The organism is Tenggerimyces flavus (assembly GCF_016907715.1).
GTDB lineage: Bacteria > Actinomycetota > Actinomycetes > Propionibacteriales > Actinopolymorphaceae > Tenggerimyces > Tenggerimyces flavus.
The window spans coordinates 2,812,081-2,836,802 of the sequence record NZ_JAFBCM010000001.1; the positions used below are offsets into that span (position 1 = coordinate 2,812,081).

Consider the following 24,722-nt stretch of genomic DNA (forward strand, 5'->3'; position numbering starts at 1 on the left):
TTCGAAGGACGGAGGCGCGACCATGGGGGTCGCGCCTCCGTTTACTTTCCCCAGAACCTAGAGCGCGGCGAGCAGGTGTTTGGCCAACGTGGCCAGCTTGTCGTCCGTCGTCGCCGTCGGCGCGCGTACGAGGACCGCCCCCACGCCGGAGGTGGTCTGCTTCGCCGCCGCCAGGAACGCGTACCCGTTCCCCAACCGCCCGCTGCGATCCACCCCGGCCGCCTCGCCGACGTCCCGAACCGCGGTCGAAGGCGTGCCCAGCAGGTTGTCAACCGCCGCTTGCGGGGTGTCGGCTCCGCTGGACGGCAGCACGGAGAGCAGCAGCCGCGTCGCGACCGGGTCCTCGCCCCACTTGTACGTACACCGGTACGCGGTCGGCATCGTCGGTCCGCCCGGAGCCGGCGTCGCGGAGGGCGAGGCCTCGGGCACCTGCTCGACCGAAGCGGCACCGATCAGCGCGCGGACGACGTCCGTCGGCACCAGCGCGCACACGTCGATCGCCTCGCCCGGTGCCGCACTCCCCGTCGGCGGCTCCGACGAAGCTGTCGCGCCAGGCGCGACGCCTCCGGACACCGTCGACTCGGAGTCCGGCTCCAGCTCCGGCGGCGCGATCGGGTCGGCCGAGCAGCCGGCCACCACCACGCCAGCCAGCGCCAACGCCACGAGCCCGCGGCAGACACGGCCGAGCAGGGCCGCCCCGTTCGTCATAGGCACGAAGCGTAGTGCCCCGCCTCCAGACCGCGTTCACGGTTATCCACAGTGGCCGACGGGAACTCTGTTCAAGAGTTGAGGGGATTCGTAGACTGCTGTCGGGTTTGGTCGGATGTCGCACTTCGCCCGCTTCCTGAGATGGGGGTTTCATGGTGCGGACCCGGGTGGCGCGGCGCCCGTATGGTCGGGTGTCGATCGCGTCGATGCTCGTGCTGGCCGCGCTGGTGGTCAGCGCACCGCCGAGCGACGCGACCGTACGCATGCCCGCGGGCGGCGCGACCTACAGCCGTACGGCAGCCGACCAGAACACCCCGATCACGCCCGAGGAAGCGCTCTTCCGCGCCGAGTACTGGGTGACGCTGGGCCTGACCTACAGCCAGACGGCCGGCCACGTCGACCTGAACGGGACGTCGTACCGCACCGACTGCTCCGGCTTCGTGAGCATGGCCTGGCACGCCAACAACCCCGGCTACACGACCAGCACGATGGAAGAGATCTCGCACCGCATCTCCTGGTCAGAGCTCCAGCCCGGCGACGCCGTCAACAGCGACGGCCACATCGCGCTGGCCGAGTCGGCGTACATCCCCGGCGTGGGCGTCCGCGTGATGACGTTCGGAGCCTCGCCACCCACGCACTCCCTCTACAGCGACGCCTATCTCGCCGGCGCCGGCTACTACCCGCTCAGGTACAACCGGATGCGGATGGTCACCGACGAGATGGTGCTGGACGAGCTGAAGCAGCGCGTGCAGCGGCCGGAGGTGTTCATCCAGCCGCCGAACGGGCAGACGCTGGTCAACCTCGACACGATCTTCTACGCCGACGACGATCCGTACCACGAGATCATCCCGATCGGGTCCGTGCAGGTGGAGGTCTGGGCCGCGCCCAACCCGTTCGAGTGGGACTTCGGCGACAACCAGAAGCGGACGACCACCACCGGTGGTGAGCCGTACCCGGACCAGACCATCACGCACAAGTACGAGAGAGCCGCCACGTTCCACCCGAAGGTCGACGTGACCTGGGGCGGGATTCGCTGGCAGATCGTCGGCGATCCCGAGCTGCACATCGTGAACGAGACGTACACGCTGAACGGCGCGCCGGTTGACCTGACCAGCATCGAGACCCGGAACGTGCTCGGAGGCAGAGGATCACCCAACCGGTGAGCGGCCGGCTCGACAAGGTCTTCGCCGGCATCGAACGGGTCGGCAACAAGATCCCCGACCCGTTCATGCTCTTCGTCTATCTGATCGCGATCCTCGCGGTCGCCTCGACGATCGTCGCCGCGTTCCACGTCACGGTCACGATCCCCGGTCAGGACGAAGCCCAACCAGTACGGGGAATTCTCACCAGCGACGGCATCGTGTGGTGGCTGGAGAACTTCGTCGACAACTTCATCAGCTTCCCGCCGCTCGGCAACGTGCTCGTGATGCTGATCGCGGTCGGCGTCGCCGAACGTACCGGCTTCCTGTCGTCGGCGGTCACCGCGACGTTCGCCAGGGCGCCGCGATGGCTGCTCCCGTACGCCGTCGCGTTCGTCGCCTGCCAGGGCCACGTGATGTCCGACCCGAGCGTGATCGTGATCCCGCCGCTGGCCGCCCTCGTCTTCAAGGCCGCCGGCCGGCACCCGATCGCCGGCTTGATCGGCGCGTTCGCGTGCGGGACGGCCGGGTACGGCGGCGGCATCCTGATCGGCTCGCTCGACGCGCTGCTGCAGGGCATCACCCAAGAGGTCGTCGGCATCGTCCCGCAGGGCGCGCAGATCACCACGCACATCGCGATGAACTACTTCTTCTCCGCGGTCGCGGGACTCATCCTCCCGGTCGTCGGGGGCTTCCTCATCGACAAGGTGCTGGAGCCCCGCCTGGGCCCTTGGACGGATCCCGACAAGGAGCCGCAACGCGGCCTTGACAGTCGCCAGCGGCGGGCGCTGATCGGCACCGTGGTCATCCTCGCCGTGTACGTCGTCGGCGTCTTCGCCGCCTGGCTGCTCCCCGGCAGCCCGCTGCGCGGTGAGGGCGGTGCGCTGATCCCGTCGCCGTTCGTGTCCGGCATCGTGCCGCTCATCGTCGTCGCGTTCCTGATCGCCGGCGTGTCGTACGGCCTGTTCGCACGCACGATCACCAGCACCCGCGACGTGCCGAAGATGATGGCCGAAGCCGTCAAGGACATGTCCGGCTACATCGTCTTCATCTTCGCCGCCGCGCAGTTCATCGCGCTGTTCACCTGGACCAATCTCGGCACGCTGCTCGCCGTCAAGGCGGCCGAGGGACTCGAGGCCGCGCACCTCACCGGGTACGTCGGCGTGCTGTGCATCGTGCTGATCGCGACGTTCGCCAACCTGTTCATCACTTCCGGCTCCGCGCTCTGGGCGTTGCTCGCGCCGGTGATGGTGCCGGCGTTCATGCTGCTCGGGTACGACCCGGCGTTCATCCAGGCCGCGTACCGCATCGGCGACTCCGCGACCCAGCCGATCACGCCGCTGAACCCGTACGTGTACGTGCAGCTCGAGTACGCCCGCCGCTACCAGCCCGAGCTGCAGCTCGGCGGGCTGCTAGCCCGCCTCAGCATCTTCGTGATCCCGTTCTGGATCACCTGGGTGGCGGTGCTCACGATCTTCTACGTCTTCGGCCTGCCCGTCGGTCCGGGCTCCGAGATTCGCCTTCCTGGACAGTGAAAGGACCCCACTTGAACTTCGAGCAGCTCGTCGAGCTCCGCCGCGACCTGCACCGGTACGCCGAGCCCGCGTTCCTGGAGATCCGCACGTCGAGCATCGTCGCGGATCGCCTTGCCTCGTTGGGAATCTCGACGCGGCGCGGGCATCACGCGATGCGGATCGACGGGATCTCGGCGTACCCGGACGACGCGACACGGCAGCGGATGTACGAGCGCGCCGTCGCGACTGGGGCCGACCGCGAGCTCGCCGCTCAGGCCGCGACCGAGGGGACGGCGATCGTCGCCGAGCTCGAGGGCGACCGGCCGGGACCCACGTGGGGGATCCGCTGCGACATGGACGCGCTGCCGCTGACCGAGGCAGCGGACGACGCACATTTCCCTGCCGCACAAGGCTTTCACTGCGCGGACGGGTTCATGCACGCGTGCGCGCACGACACGCACACGGTGATCGGGCTCGCCCTGGCCGAACGGCTGGCCGACCGGGCGTTCGCCGGCCGGGTGCGCATCTTCTTCCAGCCAGCCGAGGAAGGCGGCCGCGGTGCCCGGGCCATGCTCGGCGCCGGTGTCGCGGAGGGCGTGGACCGGTTCGTCGCCGTCCACCTCGGGCTGGACCAGCCGGCCGGCACGGTGATCGGCGGTGCGGTGGGCCTGCTCGCCACCCACAAGCTGCGGGCCAGGTTCAGCGGCATCGCCGCGCACGCTGCCGGAGCGCCCGAGCAGGGGCGGAACGCCTTGGTGGGCGCGGCTTCCGCGCTGCTGAACGTGATGGCACTGCCGCGCTACTCGACCGCCGACACGAGGATCAACGTCGGCACGCTGCACGGCGGCGACAACGTGAACATCGTTCCCTCGTGGGCGGAAATGACGCTCGAGGCACGGTCGGTCGACACCGACGTCTGCGAGGCGCTGACCGAGCGTGTCGAGACCGTGCTGCGTGGTGCTGCGGCGATGCACGGGCTGGAGGTCGAGATCGAACGTACGGGCGGCTCGGCGACGATGTCCTGCGACGACGAGCTGGTCGATGCGGTCGTACGCCTCGCCACCGCCCGGTACGGCGCGGAGAAGACTGAACGCACGCATCAGATGGGCGGCAGCGACGACGCCTCGTTGTTCGCACGCGAGGTGCAGCGTCAAGGCGGCCTTGCCACCTACATGCTCGTCGGTGGCGGCAACGAGGCGCCGCACCACAACCCGTACTTCGACATCGACGAGGCCGCGATGCCCGTAGCCATTGACACGCTGGAGGACTTGATCCGTTCCTAGCTCGCCGCCAGGCCAGCGGAGATCAGGCCGACCCCGGCCCCGACGACGCCGACCGTCAGCGAGGCGGCGCCCAGCCAGATGAGGTAGCGCAGGGCGTTCGGGCGCTGCGGGTTGCTGCCAAGTACGGAGAGGAAGAAGCCTGCTGGCATGAGGATCGCCGCGAACAGCACGCCGTCCGCGAGCGCACTGCTCCAGCCGGGAGCGTTGGCCTCGTTGACGAGCAGCCGGACGACCAGGCCGAGGATCACGAGCACGCCGGCGTGGGCGTGACCCGCGCGGTAGAAACTCTTCTGCAGGTCGTTGGCGGGCACGCCGCCGGTGGTGACGCGGAGCAGGAACGTGCCGCCGTACGCGATGCCGGCGACCGCCAAGAGGACGGCGCCAGTAGTGATGAGGGTGCCGGGGGACATGGTGAATCTCCAAGTTTTATTGACGTTTGGGTCTGCGGAAGGCCGCGATCGCCAGCGCGAGCGCGATGACGAAGTGGCCGAGGGGGTTGAGGAACCAGGCGTTCTCGGGCGGCGTCGGCGGGCCGGCGAGCGTCGCGGGCTCGACGCCGCGAACCTCCTCGACCGCGCTGGAAGGCAGCGCGGTGATCCAGCCCGCGAGGTCGGTGATCCAGTCGTCGCCGGTGGGACTGTGGCCGGTGTCCGGGAGGACGCGTACGGTCGCCGGCGCGACGTTCGTCGTGAGCACACGGACCGCCGTGGCGACCGGGACGATCGCGTCGTCGGCGCCCCAGATCGCGTACGTGGGAACGCGAAGCTGCCGTAACGCGGGCTCGACGTCGAAGTCGAGGAAGTCGGCGACCGTCCGGCCCGATGCGAGGGCCGTCGCCGGAACGCGGCGCACGAACTCCGGCGCCCATGCCACCGACCGGTCCGCCGTCCATGCCACCTGCTCGAGCGGCGTGACGAACGACGGGGACAGGAACGCCGCGAACGCGTATCTCTCCGGCTCGCGTTGCAGCGCGAGCGGCACGACCCAGCCACCCTCGCTGAACCCGAGCATGCCGAGCCGGTTCTTGTCGATGCCGGGCTGCGCGGCGAGCACGTCTGCCGCCTCGCGAGCGTTGTCGGCGAGCGCGGCGAAGTCGCGGCGGAAGAACGAGTAGTCGCGCTTGTCGTACGTGATCGCGGCAATTCCCTTGCGGGCAAGGGATTCGGCGAAGCCCAGTAGTTCGTCGCGATCCTTCGACCCGGCGCCGTGCACGAGAACGAGGGCGGGAACGTTGCTGGTGGTCATGGGTTTCACGACCCAGGCGTGCCCGTCGACGTCGATGCGTTCGATCTCGTAGGTGATGCTCTGGCGAGGGTTGAGCGGTTGCGGGTCGAGAGGCGCTTCGGCGACGCCCGGCCGCCAGCCCGGCGCGAACTGCGCGGCCACGACGAGCAGCGCGACGCTCGTTCCCACGAACACGAGCACCGCCCGCAGGAGTCTCATGGCTGGTCCGGGTAGAGCATCGCGGCGCTCCTGCGCGCGATCGCGAGGATGTCGCCACGCGCGATGAGCGGGCGCAGCTCGGCCTTGTCCAGGTTGCCGGTCAGCGCGAGCGTCGCGATGCCGTGCACCAGCGACCAGCTCGCGACGATCGCGGTGGCCGCGTCCTCGACCCGGCCCTCGTCGGACATCTGGTCGACGCCGGCGCGCAGCTCGCGGAACGAGGCCTCGCGAGCGGCGGCCAGGTCGGGATCGTTCTCGTCGAGCAGCGTGGGCGTGAACATCACCTGGAAGTGCGCCGGGTGGTCCAGAGCGAACTCCACGTACGCCACGCCCGCCTCGAGGAACCCGGCGCCCGCTTCGCGCAGCGTGGTCAGCTTGTCGCTGAGCAGCCGGAAGCCCTCGGCCGCGACGGCGTTGAGCACGCCCTCCCGGCTGCGGAAGTGGTGCAGGGGAGCGGTGTGGCTCACGCCGAGGTCGGCCGCGAGCGAGCGCAGGCTGAACCCGGTCGGCCCGTCGGTCGCGATGACCGCGACGGCCCGCTCGAGGACGGCCTGGCGCAGGTTTCCGTGATGGTAGGCATCCGCCATGCCTACCAAGTTACCACCGGTAAGTTACCAGTGTAAAGATACGCTGTGTCATGGTCGCGCTGGCGCGCTCCGAGCCGGGTGCTTGAACGCGGCCCCTTCCCTCTGGCCGAAGGGCCACGTGGTCGTTCGGGTGCGGTTCGTACAGCCAGAGGGAAAGGACCGCGGCACCCGGCTACTCGGGCGGTTCCTCCGGCACGGGCTCGTCGACGATCGTGCCGCCGGCGCCGGCCTCCGACGCCTTGATGATCGCGATCGCCTCGTCGATGTCGTCGGTGAGTTGGAGCAGCTCGAGGTCGGTCTCCTTGATCTTGCCCTCGGCGAGAACCGGTCCGCGGAGCCAGTCGATCAGGCCGGACCAGTACGCCGTCCCCATCAACACGATCGGGAACGACGTGACCTTGCGCGTCTGCACCAAGGTGAGCGCCTCGAACAGCTCGTCGAACGTCCCGAACCCGCCGGGCAGAACGACGAATCCCTGTGCGTACTTGACGAACATCGTCTTGCGGGCGAAGAAGTAGCGGAAGTTGATGCCGATGTCGACCCAGGGGTTGAGGCCCTGCTCGAACGGCAGCTCGATGCCGAGACCGACCGAGACGCCGCCAGCCTCGCTCGCGCCCTTGTTGGCGGCCTCCATCGTGCCCGGCCCGCCACCGGTGACCACGGCGTAGCCGGCGCCGACCAGAGCGCGGCCGAGCTGCTCGGCGACCGCGTACGTGGGATCGTCCTTCCCGATCCGCGCGCTGCCGAACACGCTGATCGCCGGCCCGAGCTCGGCGAGCATGCCGAAGCCCTCGATGAACTCGGACTGGATACGCAGCACCCGCCAGGGGTCGGTGTGGACCCAGTCAGCAGGGCCGCGGCTGTCCAGGAGGCGCTGGTCGGTGGTGCTCGTCTGGACCTGTGCGCGCCGCATCAGGATCCGCCCACGCCGCTTCTGCGGCGGGCGGTCCGGGTGCACAGAGGGGTCCGGTTGTTGCTCGTACATCCCCAGAGGCTAACGCGGTCCGCTTCGTGGGCAGGTGAACGTGACCTGACTGTGAGGTTCAGCGACGATGAAACTGGCCTCAGCTGTTGACGTGTGCGGGCAGTTGGGGGTCCGGCGAGGCGAGGATGGTCTCGATCTCGTCCGGCGCGATGAGGTGCAGGTCGCGCAGGATCGTCAACGACGAACGCCAGCAGGCCTTCGCCTCGTCGGGGTCGCCGAGCGCGTTGAGCGCCCGGCCGAGGTTCCAGAACGAGACGGACTCGCCGAGCTTGTCGCCCGCGTCGTCGTACACCAGCGTGGCTTGCAGATAGAGCGGCACTGCCCGCTTGGGATCGCCGGCCGCGAGGTGCGTCTCGGCGGTGTTCTCCAGCGCCATGCCCTCGCCGCGACGCTCGTCCAGCTGGCGGAAGATCGTCAGCGCCTGGTCGAAGTACTCCAGCGCGTCTGGGTACTGTCCGTTGCGGTTGGCCTCGCTGCCGAGCACGTTCAGCAGGTGGGCGACGCCGAACATATCCTGCTGGTTGCGACGAATCTGCAACGCACGTTGGAAGAACTGCTCCGCTGACACGCGATGGCCGCGACGTGCGTAGATCGAGCCGAGGCTGAACAGGATGTCGGCCTCGTGGTCGCGGTCGTCGACGCGCTGCCAGCCGGCCAACGCTCGTTCGAAGTGCCGCTCGGCGTCGTCGCGGCGGCCGGACAGCCTGTACGCGCGGCCCAGATCCCCGTGTGCCAAGGCGATCGTCGCCTCGTCGCCGCTCGCCTCGGCAGCGGGGAGAACGAGCTCGTGCACTCCCGCGAGCGCGTGCCAATGCCCGTGCATGCCCATCGAGGCGTTGAGCGCGGCGGCCATCCCGATCGCGATCATCGGCCCGTCGGGCGCGAACGTCATCGCCTGCCGCGTCACCGCGATCAGGTTGTCCTGCTCCGCCGCCAGCCAGTCGGCCGCGGCGACGCGGTCGCGGAACGTGCTGCCAGCATGCAGGAGCTCGTGGGGCGGTGTGCCGTACTCCGTGCGCGGCGCGCTGTCGTAGATGAGCGTGGTCATCGCGTTGCGCGCGCTCGCCAGGTAGTAGTGCAGCGCGCGCCGGATCGCGGTCTCGCGGTCGAGCTCGTCGACGTCTCGGGTGAGCAGCTCGCGCGCGTGCAGGCGAACGAGGTCGTGCATCGCGTACTTGCCGGCGCCAAGGGGCTGGACGAGCTGCGCCCGCACGAGCGGGTCGATCGCCGCCGCCGCGTGGTGCGGGCTGCCGTCGGCGAGCGCGGCCGCCACGGGCGCGGCGAAGTCGGCGGTGTCGAGCAGCCCCAGCAGCTCGAACAGCCTCGCCGGATCGATGTCGCCGCGGACGGAGTCGGCGCGGAGCTGGTCGAGGCTGAGCGCGAAGCTGCTTCGGACGGCGAGGTCGGCGTGCTGGAGCTCGTCAAGACGGCCTTGCGCATTGGCGAGGCGGTCGGCGAACGTCGCCAACGTCCAGTCGGTGCGGGTCGCGAGCCTCGCGCCGGCGATGCGGATCGCGAGCGGGAGCAGGCCGCAGCGGCGCACGATGTGAAGGGCCTCGCCGGGCTCGGCGTCGACGCGTTCGCTCCCGACCAGGCTGGCCAGCAGCTCGATCCCGTCCGGCTCGGTGAGCGTGTCGAGGTGGAGGTGGCCGACGCCGTCGACGGTGGACATCACGTCGCGGCTGGTGATGAGGACGGCGCAGGTCGATCCGCCGGGCAGCAGCGGCCGTACCTGGGCCGCGTCGTACGCGTCGTCGAGCACGACGAGCAGGCGCCGCGCGGACGTGAGCGAGCGGTAGCGCGCGGTCGCCTCGTCGAGGTCGGACGGGACGTCGTTGCTCCCGAGCGCGCGCAGGAACCTGCTCAGCACGGCCTGCGGGGACAGCGGCGCGACGCCCGGCGTCGCGCCGCGCAGGTTGATGTAGAGCTGGCCGTGAGGGAACTCCGGGGCGACCGCGTGGGCGACGCGGATCGCGAGCGCGGACTTGCCGACGCCGCCGGTGCCGTCGATGGCCGCGATCGGAGTGGCGCCGCGAGCCGCGTTCGTCAGGTACGTGTGCAGGCGGGCAGCCTCGCCCGCGCGGCCGCTGAACGTGGCGATGTCAGTCGGGAGCTCGGCGGGCATCGTGGGCTTGGCCTCGACCCTGGCCGGCGGCGGCTGTTGCTGGGCGGGCGCCGACGCGCCGTCGGTCCAGGCGAGCGCGGGATCCTCGCGTACGACGGCCTGCTCGAGGTTGCGCAGCTCCCGGCCGGGCTCCTGGGCCAGCTCCCGCTGCAGGATCACGCGGCCCTGCCGGTAGGCCTGCAGCGCCTCGGCCTGGCGGCCGGAACGGAACAGCGCGAGCATGAGCTGGGCCCGGAACCGTTCGCTGAGTGGGTGCTCGTTGACGAGCTGGGTGAGCTCGGGAATCACCTTGGTGTGTTGGCCGAGAGCGAGCTCGGCGTCGATCGCGGCCTCGATCGCGGCGAGGCGCTGGCTGGTGAGGCGCGCGGCCACCTCGCGCAGCTGGTCGACGCTGTCGAGCCCGGCGAGCGGCTCGCCCCGCCAGAGGTCGAGCGCCTTGCGCATGAGCTCGGCAGCCTTGGTGGAGTCGCCGCCCTGAGCGGCGAGCTGGCCGTCGGTGAGCAGTGCGTCGAACCGGTCGGCGTCGTACTCGTTCGGGCCGACGACGAGCGTGTACGTCCCGTGCACGTGGGCGATCCGGGTCTCGTCCAGGAGCGCGCGGCGGAGCTGGTAGACGTACACGTGCAGGCTGCTGCGGGCGGACTTCGGGTCGCGGTCGGGCCAGAGCATCGCGATCAGCTGGTCGACCGCGAGCGTGTGTTGGTCGGCGGACAGCAGGCATGCCAACAGCTGGCGGCGTTTCAGTCCGGTCAACCGGACCGAGCTGCCGTCGTCAGCATCGACCTCCAGTGGGCCGAGCAACCGAAACCGCACGAGACCACCCCCGGGCGAGCACTTGATCGCGAGGATAGCCGTCAGGAGGGCTTGCACTGAGTGGTCGAGCGCTGGCTTGTGGACAGTAAAGGATTTCCTGCCGGAGTTGGCTGTCTTTGGGATGACTAGGGTGTGCGGATGGTCGACTGGAGGGCCGTCGCGGCCGCGGACTACGCCGTTCCCGAGAACGAGGATCTGCCGTCGCTCGTCGACGAGCTGGCGCGGATGCTGACGTCGGACGATCCGGTCGTACGCGACGAGCTGGGCTACTCGATTCTGGCGACCTGGATCGCCCGCGACGTGCTGCCGCCGGCCGAGCTCGATCTGCTCGGCGACCAGATGGCCAAGCGGTTCACGGCCGACGAGATCCAGGCGCGGACGTTTGCCCCGCTGATCCTCGACTCGGTGGTTTCGAAGGGGCGCTTCAGCCAGGCCTGGTTCGACGCGTTCGCGGCCTGGTACCCGAACGAGGACGACCTGCGCGGCTTCGATCCCCGGCTCGGCTGGCTGCACGCCGTCGCCCATGGCGCGGACCTGTTGGGCGCGTTCGGACGGTGTCCGCAGGTGCGCCCCGAGCTGGTGCTGTCCGTCGCCTCCGAGCGGCTGACGAGGCCGGCGGCCGAGGTGTGGCGCGACCACGAGGACGACCGGCTGGGGTACGCGATCGCGCTCACCCTGACGCGGCGGGAGCTGACCGAGTGGACGGCGGTGCGGTGGTTGGACGCCGTCGCCGACAGCTGGGCTCGCCGAGGACACGGCCCACCGCCGGCCGAGGTCAGCAACGCGGCGCACACGCTGCGGATGGTCTACATCCTCGCGACGACGGGCGTCCGGCCGAGCGGGGAGAAGACGCCTGTCCTGCTGAGCCACGAGGCGACCGTGCGCCACCGCCTGCTCGACGTGCTGCACGCGGTGAGCCCGTACATGTGGTGAGCGCTCGTCAGTGCCCGGTGAACGTCGGCTGCTGCTTGGCCACGAACGCGGCGACGGAGTTGCGGTGGTCGTCGGTCGACCCGGTGGCGCGCATCATGTCGGCCTCGAAGGCGAGCGACTCGTCCAGGCTGTGGTTCGCGGAGTATGCGAGCGACAGCCGGATCGCGGCGTACGCGGCGGTCGGGCCGGCGGCGAGCGTCCTGGCCAGCGAGGCGGCGGCCTGGGCGAGGCCGGCGGCGGGGACGACCTCGGTGGCGAGTCCGAGCGTCAGGGCCTCCTCGGCCGAGACGGTCCGCGGCCGGAGCAGCAGCTCGATGGCGCGCGCGTGGCCGATCAGGCGGGGCAGCGTCCATGACGAGCCGGTGTCACAGGACAGACCGACGCCGGCGAACGCGAGGTTGAAGCCCGCGGTGTCGGCCAGCAGCCGGAAGTCGCAGGCGAACGCCATGCTCGCGCCCGCGCCCGCGGCGATCCCGTTCACCGCGGCGATCACCGGCTTCGGCATGGTCGCGAGGCCCTGCGCGATCGGGTTGTAGTGCGCCGGAACGGTGCCCCACAGCTCCTCCGGCGCCTTGTCCTGCAGCGCGGCCGCGTGCTCGCGGAGGTCCTGGCCGACGCAGAACGCCGGCCCGTTCCCGGTCAGCACCACACAGCGCACGCCCTCGTCGGTCGCCGCGTCCCGGATCGCGTCGCGCAGCGCCTCCTTGAGGAACAGGTCCATCGCGTTCCGCGCCTCGGGCCGGTTCAGCGTGATGGTCGCGACCTGGTCCTTGACCTCGTACGTGACAGGCGACATTTGATCCTCCGCTTGTTCGACAACGCACACCATCACGCTCGGCGGTTTCGGCTTCCGGGGGCCGAGGACGATCCGCCCGGCCGAAGGCCCCATCCGATCGCCGCAGGTCCACCCGGAGCCGCCGAGCACTGCGACCCGAAGCGTGGGAGGCCGGCCACGGCCGACCGCTGCGAGCGGTCGCCATGAGCCTAGTCGTGGAGGAGGGTGTCGAGGACGGCTTCGGCCTCGATCTCGACCAGCCAGCGCTCGTCGATCAGCTGGCTGACCACGATCATGCTGGTCACCGGCCGGATGTCCTTGAACACCTCGCCGTGGGTCCGCCCGACGATGTCGGAGATGGCCGGGTCGGTGATGTACATGCGCGTACGGACGACGTGCTCCGGTCCGGCTTCCACCTCCGCCAGCGCCGCCAGGATGATGTCGAAGCAGCGCTTCGCCTGGACGGCTGGGTCGGGGTCGACGTGCCCGTCCGGCCAGATCGGAGCCGTGCCGGAGACCAGCACGCGGTCGCCGACGGTGATGGCGCGGCTGTAGCCGTACGTTTCCTCGTACGGTGCGCCCGATGCCACTCGCTGCCGTGTCATCACTTCTCCTTTCGCCGTGCGTGACAGTCGACGAGGTGGTCGTCGACCAGGCCGGCCGCCTGCATGAGCGCGTACGCCGTCGTCGGACCGACGAACGCGAAGCCGCGCCGCTTGAGCTCCTTCGCCATCGCCTTGGACTCGTCGGTCAGCGGCGGCACGTCGCCCAGCGTCTTCGGTGCCGGCCGCCCCTTCGGGTCGGGGGCGAACGACCAGAGCAGCTTGGCGAGTCCGCCCTCGAGCGCCAGCGCCGCGTTCGCGTTCCGGATCGCCGCCTCGATCTTCGCGCGGTTGCGCACGATCGCCGCGTCGGCGAGCAGCCGCTCGACGTCCTTCGGCCCGTACGCGGCGACAGTCTCCAGCTCGAAGCCGTCGAACGCCTTCCGGAAGCCCTCGCGCTTGCGCAGGATCGTCAACCAGGACAGGCCGGACTGGAACGCCTCGAGCGTCATGCGCTCGTACAGACCCTTGTCCGTACGGATCCGCTTGCCCCACTCCTTGTCGTGGTACGCGATGTACTCCGGCGCCGACATGCCCCACGGGCAGCGCAGCTTGCCGTCCGGACCCGCGACGGCGCCGCTCACGCGCCGGCCTCGACGAGGCGGGCGAACGTACGCAACGAGCGGCGGACGAACACGCTGAAGACCGGTCCGCCGACGGCCCAGGCCACCTTGCCGAGCGGCCCGAACGGCACCGCGATCCGTTCCCACCACACCAGGCGGGTGCGGTCGCCGGCGACGGGCTCGAGGCGGAACCCGCCGTCGCCGCGCAGCAGCCGGCCGACGTGCAGGACGTCGCACCGGGTCGGCGGCTCCCATGCTGTGACGATCATGTGGTCAGTAAAGCCCAGCGGACCGACACCCGTCCGAGCTGCCAGCCGGCCGCCGACCTCGTCGGCTGTGCCGTCGACCGAGGTCGCGAACATCCACTCGCCCTGCCGTTCCCAGGCCACGAGCATCGCCCAGACCCGTTCCGGCGGCGCGTGGACGACCACCGACGCGGTGACCTCACCCGTCGTCACGTCTGGTGCGGGTCGGCTGAGGCCTGGGTACGCGGGGGCTGTTGCGGGTACGGCTGGCTGAACGGCTGGGCGTACGACTCCGCCCGCTGCTGCCGTTGCGTCGGCCGTGCTTGTTGCTGGGGGTGCTCCTCGACGAACTCGTACGCCTCCGGCGGGCCGAACGCGTCGTCGTCCTCGTCCGCGGGCGCCCGGTGCTTGGCCGGACCGGCGAGCTCGGCGATCAGCGCGTCGCGTTCGGCGATCTCGGTGACGAGCCTCTGCAGCACGTCGTCGACCTCGTCCATGCGGTAGCCCCGCATGGTGACGGAGAAGTCGATGTCCTCCAGGTCCTCCGCGGTGAGCGGGCGGTCGGCAGGCAGCCGTACCTCCGGACGGTCGGGGTACGCGCGCGCCATCGCGCCGCCGCGCCCGATCGCCACAGCCGCGGTGAGCCCGAGCAGGACGACCACCAGGGCGACCCAGATGTAGGTCATGGGCACGATCGTGCCACGCTGGGTCAACGCATTGGGTAGCGGGAGGTACACGTAGTGCGTCTTGGGTCGATCGACTTCGGCGCCACGGGGTACGCGGTGATGGCGATCGTGAACCGTACGCCCGACTCGTTCTTCGACCGCGGCGCCACGTACACCGACGCCGCCGCGCTGGACCGAGTGGCCCAGGTCGTCTCGGAGGGCGCCTCGATCGTCGACATCGGCGGGGTGAAGGCGGGGTACGGGCCGACGGTCGACGTGGCGGAGGAGCTGCGGCGGACGGTGCCGTTCGTGGCGGAGGTGCGGTCGCGGTTTCCCTCGGTGGTGATCTCGGTGGACACCTGGCGTTCGGAGGTGGCGCGGGCTGCTTGTCTCGCCGGGGCTGATCTGCTGAACGACACCTGGGCTGGGGCTGACCCTGCTCTGGCGGAGGTGGCGGCGGAGTTCTCGGTCGGGCTGGTCTGCTCGCACACGGGCGGGTTGCCACCTCGTACCGACCCGCACCGGGTGGCGTACTCCGACGTGATGGCCTCGGTGGTCGAGGGGACGCTTTCTCTTGCCTCGCGGGCGGTCTCCGTCGGCGTGCGGCCGGACGGGATCCTGCTCGACCCGACGCACGATTTCGGCAAGAACACCTGGCAGTCGTTGGAGATCTCGCGGCGCCTGGACGAGCTCGTGGCGACGGGGTACGCGGTGCTGGTGGCGTTGTCGAACAAGAAGTTCGTGGGCGAGACACTCGACCTGCCCGAGCCTTCTGATCGGCTGGCGGGGACGTTGGCGGTGACGGCTCTGGCTGCCTGGCAGGGGGCGCGGGTCTTCCGCGCGCACCAGGTGCCGGAGACGTTGCAGGTGCTCGACATGATCGCCTCCGTACGCGGCGACCGACCGCCCATCGCGGCGCGGCGGGGACTGTACTGAAATCCCTTAAGTCCCTTTGCTGCATTGGCAGGTAGCTGCCCGTTCCACGTTCGGTTTCCGACGCCCCTCTTACGCTGAACCAGGCGACCTCGCGGTGCATGGACGACAGCGACCAGGGGTTCCGGACGATGCCTTGCCACTCGGGTCAGACCCAGAGCTGGTTCCGCCAGTAGTCCCTCCTGGGCGAGCTGCCGGGCGGCATGCGATGCTCTGCGATCATGGAGTTCGATGCGGCCCGGCGGCTCGTTCTGCGCCACGTACGCGACGCGTTCCCCGGCTTCCGGGCAGCGATGCTGTCCGGCTCGGTGGTCCGCAACACCACCACCCCAACGTCCGACATCGACGTGATCGTGCTCGTCGAGGACGGCGTGGGCTCGCGGCGCGAGACGGTGTCGTGGGACGGGCATACCGTCGACTTGTTCGCGTACGACGACGACGGCCTGCACCGCTGGCTGGCCCAGGACATCGAACAGCGGCGGCCGGTCCTGACGACGTTGATCCTGGACGGCGTCCCGGTGACGGGGAGCGCGTCGGTCACGGATGCGGCGAAGGCGGCGGCCCAGTCGATCTTCGACGAGGGGCCGCGGCTGGTGAAGGGGCCGGAGCTCACGCGGATGCGGTACGTGGTCACGGACCTGCTGCTGGACGTCGAGTGGTCGATGGAACGTGCCGAGACTTTGATGATCGCTGCTGAGCTCTTTCAACGGTCTGGCGATCTGGTTTTGGCGGCCGCTCGGGTGTGGTCGGGGCGGGGGAAGTGGCTGCTGCAGGAGCTGCGGGACTACGACGCCGTGCTGACCGCGGACCTGGTTGCTGGCTTGGACGAGGTAGCGCACTCGGACGCTCGTCGATTGCTGATCGAGTCCGTGGAAACAGCCCTCGACCACGTCGGCGGCCGCTACCTCGTGGGCCGGGCCGACGAGGGCTGAACTGGGAGGATCGTGGAAACTTTGGGTCGCTATAGCGCCCATAGTTTCCACAGTCATCGGTCAGCTGGCGGCCATGGGATGAGCGCGAAGACTTTTGGTCGCTATAGCGCTCATAGTCTTCGGGCTAACGAGAATGGCGACGGCCACCTCTGGCGGTGGCCGGGGTGTGGCCGCGGGAGGTGAGTGCGTGAAGCTGAGCGTCTTTGGATCTCAGCGCTGCTGCTCGTGCCGGGTCGCCACGGGGCACGGGTGGGCAGGCGGAGCCTGCCCTTAACGACCTGCGTCGGGCCGCCGAGAGGCTCAATGTCAAGGGTCAGGTCGCTCCGCGACCTGATCTCGCACAAACTCGCCCACCGGCCGCGCCAGCCATGCACTGCCGCGAGTTTGGTCGAGACGCGAAGCGCCCTTGACATTGAGGGCGGCCCATAAACTCCCGGGGCGACCCATCAGCAGGCGATCTCGACTCCGCACTGGGACAGCTCCCCGCACAAGGTGGAGCTGCGCGACTGACAACCGAGGCGATGACTGCACGCCTCATCGCGCGGGGGTGTTGCGCGGATGACAGCCGAGCGGGTGGCCGCTCCTCTCGTCGCGCGGAGATACTGGGCGGACCCCAGTCGAGCCGGTGGCCGCACACCTCATTGCGCGGAGGTGCTGCGCGCCAGCGTGGCGAGAGCTCTTCTTTGGTCAGCTCTTCACTGTTCCGACGGGCGCTCTTCGGGAGCTTGGAGCTCTCGGGTCTGTGGCGGCGGTCGATGGTGGTGGCCGGTCCGGGGCGCGTCAAGGGCGCCTCCCAGGGGCGCTTCGCGCGCGGTGAGAGGCGTCGCTTCGCGATCTTCGACCCTTGACTCGCCCCGGCCCGGCCACATGTTTTTCACGCGCCGCCCCCTCCCCCCGGAACAGGTGTCCCGGGACAGGCCTGCTTGGCCCTAGGTCTGCTGCCGTGCTCGCGTCGCTTGTGGAGCCCCGGTCTCTTGTCGTGCAGATGAAGCCGGGCGTGGCCGCGTGACATCCCACCTCCTCTTCCCACCCTGTTTCACCCTCTTCTTGCCTCTCTGAACGCCTCTGCCGCAGTCGGTCAGGACCGGTATGCCGATCTTGCGTACATGCCGCGGGAACTGTGCGGGATAATGGGCGATCGAATCGACACGCGTTGGCGGCGTGGTCACCGAACCACGGTGTGAGTCGTCTCGCACAGATCACAGGAAGGGAGTGCGCGCATGGCGGCCATGAAGCCGCGGACAGGCGACGGACCGCTGGAGGTCACCAAGGAGGGCCGGGGCATCGTCATGCGGGTCCCACTCGAGGGTGGCGGGCGGCTCGTGGTCGAGCTCTCGGCCGACGAGGCCAGCGAGCTTGGCGACGCGCTCAAGTCGGTGGTCCCCTAGATCGCGTTTACGCCTCGCGACCTAACTCTCTGAACCCCGGCTGGACCAGGATGTCCGGCCGGGGTTCTCGCTGCCTGCAGTCATCCCATCACCGTCCGAATCCGGACAGCTTCCCAACCTTTCAGCCCTCCACCCACTTCTCCTGGGATAACACGAGTGGCGGTTGCATACCGAGTATGTAATCATCGCATCAACACCAGGTGCTGTACGGGGGTCGGCACGATCACGGGGATGCGTGACCAGCTTTGTCCTCTCGGGGACCGATCCCTCCCAATCTGACCCTGGGAGGTCATGCATGAAGTGGTGGAAGCAACGGGGGAGAACGGCGAGCCTCGCCGTCCTCGTAGCAGGAATCGCCGGGGTGCTCGTCGCCGGGACTGGCAGCGGCCTCGCGGCAACGGACCCAGTGGCGAACGGCACGCGCCCGGCATCGCAGCCGGGCGCACTGAGCACGGTCACGCTGGTCACCGGTGACCGCGTCACGCTGTACGCCAAGGACGGCTCGAAGGCGAGCGTGACACCCGGCGAGGGCCGCCGGGGCATGACGTTCAGCACGCATCGGGCCGACGGCAAGCTGTACGTGATCCCGCGCGACGCCGCGGCGCTGGTCCAGTCCGGGAAGGTGGACCGGCGACTGTTCGACGTGCTCGCGCTCACCAACGCCCAGCGGGACGGGCGCCTCAGGCTGATCGTCACCTACGCCAAGGGCAAGAACGGAGCCAACACGCTCCGCCAGGCCGGCGCCGACACCGAGCGCGCCCTGCCGGCGATCGGCGGCCAGGCCGTCAGCGTCGGCCCAGGCGAGGCGACGAACTTCTGGCATCAGATCACCGGCCCGACCACGCTCAGCACCGGCCTGGAGAAGGTCTGGCTGGACGCGATCAAGAAGCCCGTCCTCGACCAGAGCGTCCCGCAGATCGGCGCGCCCACCGCCTGGGCGAAGGGCTTCACCGGCAAGGGCGTCAAGGTCGCAGTGGTCGACACCGGCATCGACGCCACCCACCCCGACCTGGCCGCGCGGGTCGTTGCCGCGAAGAACTTCACCGCGGAGGAGGCCAAGGACCTCGTCGGCCACGGCACCCACGTGGCGTCGACGATCGCCGGCACCGCGGCCGCGTCGGACGGCAGGTACAAGGGCGTGGCGTACGAAGCGCAACTGCTCGACGCCAAGGTCTGCGAGCTCTACGGCTGCCCCGAGTCCGCCATCCTCGACGGCATGCAGTGGGCGGTCGACCAGGGCGCCAAGGTCGTCAACATCAGCCTCGGCGGCACCGACACGCCGGAGCTCGACCCGCTCGAGGAGGCCGTCAACACGCTGACCGAGACGACCGGCACGCTGTTCGTCATCGCCGCCGGCAACGAGGGCGAGTTCGGCGCGAAGACGGTCGGCTCGCCCGGCAGTGCCGATGCCGCGCTCACCGTGGGCGCGGTCGACAAGCAGGACCAGCTCGCCTCGTTCTCCAGCCGCGGCCCGCGGGTGGGCGACGGCGCGGTCAAGCCCGACATCACCGCTCCCGGCGTCGACATCGTCGCGGCGAAGTCGAAGGACTCCTCGATCGGCACCCCCGTCGGCGACAAGTACCTGAGCCTGTCCGGTACGTCGATGGCCACCCCGCACGTCGTCGGGGCCGCCGCGATCCTCGCGCAGCAGCACCCCGACTGGAAGGGCCCGCAGGTGAAGGCCGCCTTGATGGCCTCGGCCAAGCCCAACCCGGAGCTCGCCGCGTTCGAGCAGGGCGCGGGCAGGGTGGACGTCGCGAAGGCGATCACCCAGTCGGTCGTCTCCGAGCCGGTCAGCCTGTCGTTCGGCACCCAGCGGTGGCCGCACGACGACGACCAGCCGGTGGCGAAGACGCTGACGTACCGCAACCTCGGCAGCGCACCGGTCACCCTCGCGCTCGCCGGCACGATGACCGGTCCGGACGGCGAGCCCGCGCCGGCAGGTGCGTTCACGATGAGCGCGAACGAGGTCACCGTTCCCGCGGGCGGCACCGCTGACGTCACCGTCACGGCCAGCACCAAGCACGCCGGCCCGGACGGCTTCTACAGCGGCAGCATCACCGCGACCGCCGGAACGGCGTCGGCGATCACCCCGTTCGGTGTGGAGAAGGAGATCGAGAGCTACGACGTCACGATCAACCACATCGACCGGGACGGCAAGGCCGACGGCTCGGCGTCGGACCTGGTGTTCGGCCTGAGCGTCGACTTCTGGAACTTCTACTTCGGCAACACCGCCACCAAGGTCCGGTTGCCGAAGGGCGACTACCTCATCGAGAGCGCGATCGACACCGGTGAGGACGAGGCGAGTACGTCGAGCGTGCTGCTGCGCCCGACGATCACGGTCGACAAGACCACCACGCTCACGTTCGACGCCCGCGAGGCGAAGCCGATCTCGATCAAGGCGGAGAAGGCGTCGGCGAAGCCGTTGCTGGCAGACATCGGCTACCTGATCCTCACCGAGAACTCCGGCCTCGACTCGTCGTACCTGGCGGACAGCTTCGACGGCATCTACACCGCACATCAGGGCGAGGCGCTCGACCCGACGTCGTTCACGGCGCGGGTCAACCTGCAGCTGGCCGAGCCTGGTGAGGACGGGGCGTTCCGCAACTCCCCGTACCGCTACGGGCTCGCCTGGTACCAGACCGGCACGTACTTCACCGGGTTCCAGAAGTCGGTCAAGGACAAGCAGCTCGCGACGGTCAAAGCCGCGGCGTCGCAGACGCTGCCGGGACGCCAGAGCAGCAAGGTGGTCTTCGCCTACGGGCCGAACGGCAGCGGCAGCTGGTCCGCCGGTCTGGTGTCCGACCTGCCGTCGACGGTGACCGAGCTGAACCAGCCCCAGGGCGTGCGGTGGGGCGGGAGCTTCAGCGAGTTCGTCCTCGACCCGGACGGCTTCCCGAACGACGTCACGGCGCTGAACGCCGAGCCCCGGACGCTGAAGGCGGGCAAGCGGTACAAGGAACGCTGGAACGCCGCCGCGTTCTCGCCGGCCTTCCCGGGCGAGATCCTGGCGGCCGGCCGCGCGGGCGACTTCCTGTTCACCGACGTGCCGTTGTTCAGCGACCAGGGCGGCCACGCTGGCTACTCCCTGGCCGACAGCGGGTACACGAAGCTGTTCCGCAACGGCCAGCTGGTCGGCGAGACCGAGTACGCCGGCTACGTCGAGGTCGACAACCTGCCAGCAGGACGCGGCGAGTTCACGCTCGAGACGCACGCTGACCGCACCAAGCTCGCGCCGTTCACCACGGTGGAGGACGTGAGCTGGAAGTTCCGCTCGGGCCACGTTGCCGGCGAGGACTTCAAACCGCTGCCGTTGTGGTCGGTGCAGTACAAGCCGGACGTCGACGCGGAGAACTACGCCAAGCGCAAGCCGATCGTGGTGCTTCCGCTGACCGCGCAGGCGCAGGCCGGCTCGGCTGTCGGCAAGCTGCACAAGCTGAGGGTCGAGGTGTCGTACGACGACGGCGACACCTGGCACAAGGCGCCGCTGCTGCCGTCCGGCAAGAACGCCTGGAAGGCCGTCCTGAAGCCGAAGAACGCGAAGTTCGTCTCGCTCCGCGCGACGGCTGAGGACCGCTCGGGCAACGAGCTCGAGCAGACGCTGATCCGGGCGTACGGCATTCGGTAGCCAGCGATCCGCGTCCAGTAACGGACGTCGTACGCGTACGCCGCTGGCGGGATCCAGCCAACGCCGGTTCCCGCCAGCTCGTACTCTCCACCTGCGTTCACCTCTTGCTCACAATGCGGAGCATGGGATCGACTCCTCTCCTGCGGGCCGTCGTGCTCGCGGCCGCGCTGGTCGTCACGGGCGCGCCGGTGCCGGCCTCGGCAGCCCCAAGCCCGGCCGCCGCCGAGCCGCAGCCGCAGTCGCAGAAGGCAGTGACGCTGCTGACCGGCGACCGCGTGGTGCTGCTCTCGCCCGACGGCGCGCGGCTGTCGGTGCTGCGCGGCCCCGGCCGCCGCGACGTGAGCTTCCAGACCGAACGGTCCCGCGGTCACCTGTACGTGATCCCGACCGACGCCGCGCCGCTGGTGGCGAACGGGACGCTGGACCGGCACCTGTTCGACGTCACCGAGCTCGCCGCGTCCGGCTACCACGACCGGCTGCCGGTGATCGTGACCGGCGGGACGCGCTCGTTCGCGGGCGCAGGTGCGTCCGCCGTTCGTTCGCTTGCCACGGTCGGCGGCGTCGCGATGCGACTCGACGAGCCCGGCACGTTCTGGAACGCCCTGCTGAGCAAGCAGGTCCGCGGCAAGGTCTGGCTGGACCGGCTGCGCAAGATCGATCTCGACCAGAGCGTCCCGCAGATCGGGGCGCCGGCCGCCTGGCAGGCCGGGTTCACCGGACGCGGCGTGAAGGTCGCGGTCCTCGACACCGGCGTGGACGCGGCGCATCCGTCACTCGCGGGCCAGGTCGTCGCGAGCAGGAACTTCACCACCGACCCAGCCGGCGACGGCTTCGGCCACGGTACGCACGTCGCCTCGACGATCGCCGGCACGAACGCGAAGTACCGCGGCGTGGCGTACGACGCGCAGATCCTCGACGGCAAGGTGTGCGACAACTCCGGCAGCTGCCCCGACTCCGCGCTGATCGCGGGCATGCACTGGGCCGCGGTCGAGCAGGGCGCCCGCGTGATCAACCTCAGCCTGAGCGGCGAGGACACCCCGGACATCGACCCGCTCGAGCAGGCCGTCAACGACCTCACCGCCCAGACCGGCGCGCTGTTCGTCGCGGCGGCGGGCAACCGGCCGCGTTGTACGCAAGGGGAGTACGTGAACTCGCCGGCCACCGCGGACGCCGCCCTGTCGGTCGGCGCGAGCGACCGGAACGAGCAGCTCGCGGTGTTCTCCTGCCGCGGCCCCCGGATCGGCGACCTCGGGATGAAGCCGGACGTCACCGCACCCGGCGTCGGCATCGTCGCGGCGCAGGCGGCCGGCACCGAAATGGGTCCGGTCGTGGAGCCCGGCTACATCCGCGCCTCCGGTACGTCGATGGCGACACCGCACGTCGCGGGCGCCGCGGCCCTGCTCGCGCAGCAGCATCCTTCCTGGAAGGGCTCCGACCTCAAGGCGGCGCTGATGGCGTCGGCGTGGCCGAATCCGTCGCTGCGCCCGTACGACCAGGGTTCGGGTCGGATCGACGTCGCCGCCGCGATCAAGCAGAACGTGGTCACGTCGCCGGGCGGTCTCTCGTTCGGCAAGCAGGGTTGGCCGCATGACGACGACCTTCCGGTGTCGCGGCAGCTGACGTACCGCAACCTCGGGTTGACAGCAGCGACGCTCGCCCTCGAGGCGACCCTTCTCGACGCGAACGGACAGCCTGCCCCCGCTGGCGCGCTGACCGTGAGCGCGTCGAGTGTCACCGTGCCGGCCGGGGGATCGGCCACGGTCACGGTGACCTCGAACACTCGGCACGACGGGCCACCCGGCATCTACCACGGGCGGATCGTCGCGAGCGGGGGCGGCCAGACTGTCGGCGTCCCGCTCGCGGTCGAGCTCGAGCCGGAGAGCTACGACCTGACGCTGTCGGCAGTCGACCGCAAGGGTGCCTTGACAGGCAACGTCGTGACGACGCTGTACTCGATCGACGACCCGGACAGCCTGTGGATCCATCCGACCGACCCGTCCGGTGTGGTGACCGTTCGGGTGCCGAAGGGCCGCTACCACCTGGAGACGTACGTCGGGACGGCCCGGAACGGTGGCGGTTGGGACACGGCGATGCTCGTGCGTCCGTTGATCGAAGTCGGCGCGAACACGCGAGTCACCTTGGACTCCCGGCTCGCGAAGCCTGTCAAGGTGACCTTGCCGCGCAAGTCCGCCGACGCCGCGATCATCGACATCGGCTACCTGCGCAAGCACGGACGGGGCGACCACATCTCGGGCTACCTGACCTGGACGCTCGACGGCTTCTACACCGCGCACCTCGGCCCGACCGTTCCCGACAGCGACTTCGTGTCGCGCGTCACCGGGCAGTGGGGCGAGGAAGGGCCGAAGGGGAACTTCGCGAACACGCCGTACTTCTATGCGCTGAACTGGTTCGGCTACGGGAAGTACGTCACCGGGTTCCAGCGCACGGTGAAGGACAGCCAGCTGGCGAGGATCACGGCCACGTTCTCCTCGACCGTGTCCAAGCGCGAGGGTCTGAAGTACCTGTTCGGGTTGGCGCCGGGGACCTCCGCGGGCGGAGCGTCGCTGGGCGTGCCGTACGACCTGCCCGGGAAGGCGACGCAGTACGTGCAGCCGGAGGGCGTGGGCTGGAACGCGTCGTTCGACGAGGTCGTGCGCGATGGCCAGAACGCGCCGGTGACGTTGACGACGCTGCGCGCGGACGAGCGTTTCCTGCAGCCCGGCGACCGCGTGTCGGAGCAGTGGAACGCGGCGGTGTTCGGACCGTCGTGGCCGACGGGCGGGAAGAACCCGCCGGTCGCGCGGAGCGGCGACTCGATCGTCATGGACGTGCCGTTGTTCTCCGACGCCGCGGGGCACGTGGGTGCGTCCGCGGTGGACGCGGGCGAGACCGTTCTGTACCGGAACGGGCAGCGGGTCGCGGAGTCGTCCGAGCCCGGGGTCCTGTTCGCGGACGTTCCGGCGGCGTCGGCCACGTACCGGTTGGCGACGACGGTCGAACGGTCGGTCGCGGACTTCTCCACCCGGCAGGCGATCTCGTGGACGTTCCGGTCGTCGCACGTCGAGTCGGAGACGCGGCTGCCGGCCGCGGTCGCGCGGTTCGCGCCGGACGTGGACTCGCGTAACCGGGCCTCGTGGCGGTCGGAGTGGGTGCCGATGGCGCTGGATCCGTTGCCTGACTCGGCGTTCGGTACGGTGCGGCGCCCGACGGTCGACGTGTCGTTCGACGACGGCACGTCGTGGTCGCGCGCCTCGGTGCGGCCGTCGCGGCACGGCGACTTCGAGGTGCTCGTAGCTCCGCCGAGGAAGGGCGCGTTCGTGTCGCTGCGGGTATCGGCAACGGACCGGTTCGGCAACCGGCTCGACCAGTCGGTGGTCCGAGCGTACGGACTGCGCTAGGACCTGGTGGGTAGGTCGGTGGTGCTGGCGGACGGGGCACCGATGCCGCTTTACCTGGTGAGT

The 24,722-nt window shown here is 69.9% G+C and carries 20 protein-coding genes; 9 read left to right on the top strand and 11 right to left on the bottom strand.

All coding sequences use genetic code 11. The features are described from left to right. Nucleotides 1–57: 57 nt before the first annotated feature. A complete protein-coding gene (locus JOD67_RS13185) occupies nt 58–708 on the bottom strand; it encodes a hypothetical protein (RefSeq protein WP_205117732.1) in 651 nt (216 codons plus the stop codon). 152 nt (nt 709–860) lie between these two features. On the opposite strand from JOD67_RS13185, the gene JOD67_RS13190 reads away from it, so the two are divergent. Genes JOD67_RS13190 through JOD67_RS13200 form a run of 3 tightly spaced genes read left to right on the top strand, consistent with a single transcriptional unit; the run spans nt 861 to nt 4,644 of the window. Then, on the top strand, nt 861–1,871 hold the full coding sequence (locus JOD67_RS13190) for an NlpC/P60 family protein (RefSeq protein ID WP_205117733.1): 1,011 nt from the start codon (nt 861–863) through the stop codon (nt 1,869–1,871). Further along, entirely contained in the window at nt 1,868–3,382 is a 1,515-nt protein-coding gene (locus tag JOD67_RS13195; protein WP_205117734.1) for an AbgT family transporter, read from the top strand. Before JOD67_RS13190 ends, JOD67_RS13195 begins: the two co-directional genes overlap by 4 nt. A gap of 11 nt (nt 3,383–3,393) precedes the next feature. Further along, a complete protein-coding gene (locus JOD67_RS13200; RefSeq protein WP_205117735.1) occupies nt 3,394–4,644 on the top strand; it encodes an amidohydrolase in 1,251 nt (416 codons plus the stop codon). On the opposite strand, the gene JOD67_RS13205 is transcribed toward JOD67_RS13200, so the two are convergent. The 5 genes from JOD67_RS13205 to JOD67_RS13225 form a co-directional block, all read right to left on the bottom strand. Further along, a complete protein-coding gene (locus JOD67_RS13205; RefSeq protein ID WP_205117736.1) occupies nt 4,641–5,054 on the bottom strand; it encodes a hypothetical protein in 414 nt (137 codons plus the stop codon). The genes JOD67_RS13200 and JOD67_RS13205 overlap by 4 nt on opposite strands. Nucleotides 5,055–5,070: 16 nt before the next feature. Continuing rightward, nucleotides 5,071–6,087: an alpha/beta hydrolase family protein gene (locus JOD67_RS13210; protein WP_205117737.1), complete on the bottom strand. Its 1,017-nt coding sequence runs from the start codon at nt 6,085–6,087 to the stop codon at nt 5,071–5,073. Continuing rightward, complete coding sequence (locus JOD67_RS13215) at nt 6,084–6,674, bottom strand: TetR/AcrR family transcriptional regulator (RefSeq protein WP_205117738.1); 591 nt, start codon at nt 6,672–6,674, stop codon at nt 6,084–6,086. The genes JOD67_RS13210 and JOD67_RS13215 overlap by 4 nt, the downstream gene beginning before the upstream one ends. 172 nt (nt 6,675–6,846) lie before the next feature. After that, on the bottom strand, nt 6,847–7,659 hold the full coding sequence (locus tag JOD67_RS13220; RefSeq protein WP_205117739.1) for an LOG family protein: 813 nt from the start codon (nt 7,657–7,659) through the stop codon (nt 6,847–6,849). A 79-nt stretch (nt 7,660–7,738) separates the two neighbouring features. Further along, nucleotides 7,739–10,597: an AfsR/SARP family transcriptional regulator gene (locus JOD67_RS13225; protein ID WP_205117740.1), complete on the bottom strand. Its 2,859-nt coding sequence runs from the start codon at nt 10,595–10,597 to the stop codon at nt 7,739–7,741. A 138-nt stretch (nt 10,598–10,735) separates the two neighbouring features. On the opposite strand from JOD67_RS13225, the gene JOD67_RS13230 reads away from it, so the two are divergent. Continuing rightward, a complete protein-coding gene (locus tag JOD67_RS13230) occupies nt 10,736–11,530 on the top strand; it encodes a DUF2785 domain-containing protein (RefSeq protein ID WP_205117741.1) in 795 nt (264 codons plus the stop codon). Between the two features lie 7 nt (nt 11,531–11,537). Here the strand turns inward: JOD67_RS13230 and JOD67_RS13235 are convergent, their stop codons facing one another. The 5 genes from JOD67_RS13235 to JOD67_RS13255 form a co-directional block, all read right to left on the bottom strand. Continuing rightward, nucleotides 11,538–12,326, bottom strand: a complete 789-nt coding sequence (locus JOD67_RS13235; protein ID WP_205117742.1) for an enoyl-CoA hydratase/isomerase family protein — start codon at nt 12,324–12,326, stop codon at nt 11,538–11,540. A 188-nt stretch (nt 12,327–12,514) separates the two neighbouring features. Then, on the bottom strand, nt 12,515–12,910 hold the full coding sequence (locus JOD67_RS13240) for a RidA family protein (protein WP_205117743.1): 396 nt from the start codon (nt 12,908–12,910) through the stop codon (nt 12,515–12,517). Next, on the bottom strand, nt 12,910–13,491 hold the full coding sequence (locus JOD67_RS13245) for a DNA-3-methyladenine glycosylase I (RefSeq protein ID WP_307782380.1): 582 nt from the start codon (nt 13,489–13,491) through the stop codon (nt 12,910–12,912). The genes JOD67_RS13240 and JOD67_RS13245 overlap by 1 nt, the downstream gene beginning before the upstream one ends. Continuing rightward, complete coding sequence (locus JOD67_RS13250) at nt 13,488–13,928, bottom strand: SRPBCC family protein (RefSeq protein ID WP_205117744.1); 441 nt, start codon at nt 13,926–13,928, stop codon at nt 13,488–13,490. Before JOD67_RS13250 ends, JOD67_RS13245 begins: the two co-directional genes overlap by 4 nt. After that, complete coding sequence (locus JOD67_RS13255; RefSeq protein WP_205117745.1) at nt 13,925–14,401, bottom strand: DivIVA domain-containing protein; 477 nt, start codon at nt 14,399–14,401, stop codon at nt 13,925–13,927. Before JOD67_RS13255 ends, JOD67_RS13250 begins: the two co-directional genes overlap by 4 nt. Nucleotides 14,402–14,455: 54 nt before the next feature. Here JOD67_RS13255 and folP point away from each other — a divergent pair, with 54 nt between their 5' ends. The 5 genes from folP (at nt 14,456) to JOD67_RS13280 (ending at nt 24,659) form a co-directional block, all read left to right on the top strand. Continuing rightward, nucleotides 14,456–15,316, top strand: a complete 861-nt coding sequence (folP, locus tag JOD67_RS13260) for a dihydropteroate synthase (RefSeq protein ID WP_307782381.1) — start codon at nt 14,456–14,458, stop codon at nt 15,314–15,316. 218 nt (nt 15,317–15,534) lie between these two features. After that, a complete protein-coding gene (locus tag JOD67_RS13265; protein ID WP_205117746.1) occupies nt 15,535–16,245 on the top strand; it encodes a nucleotidyltransferase domain-containing protein in 711 nt (236 codons plus the stop codon). Nucleotides 16,246–17,465: 1,220 nt separating this feature from the next. Next, complete coding sequence (locus JOD67_RS13270) at nt 17,466–17,633, top strand: DUF3117 domain-containing protein (protein WP_205117747.1); 168 nt, start codon at nt 17,466–17,468, stop codon at nt 17,631–17,633. A gap of 295 nt (nt 17,634–17,928) precedes the next feature. Beyond that, nucleotides 17,929–21,261 (top strand): S8 family serine peptidase, encoded by a 3,333-nt coding sequence (locus JOD67_RS13275; RefSeq protein WP_205117748.1) that lies wholly within the window; start codon nt 17,929–17,931, stop codon nt 21,259–21,261. Between the two features lie 122 nt (nt 21,262–21,383). After that, the gene (locus JOD67_RS13280; RefSeq protein ID WP_205117749.1) at nt 21,384–24,659 is read left to right on the top strand and encodes a S8 family peptidase; all 3,276 of its coding nucleotides are present in this window, start codon (nt 21,384–21,386) and stop codon (nt 24,657–24,659) included. Nucleotides 24,660–24,722 lie beyond the last annotated feature (63 nt).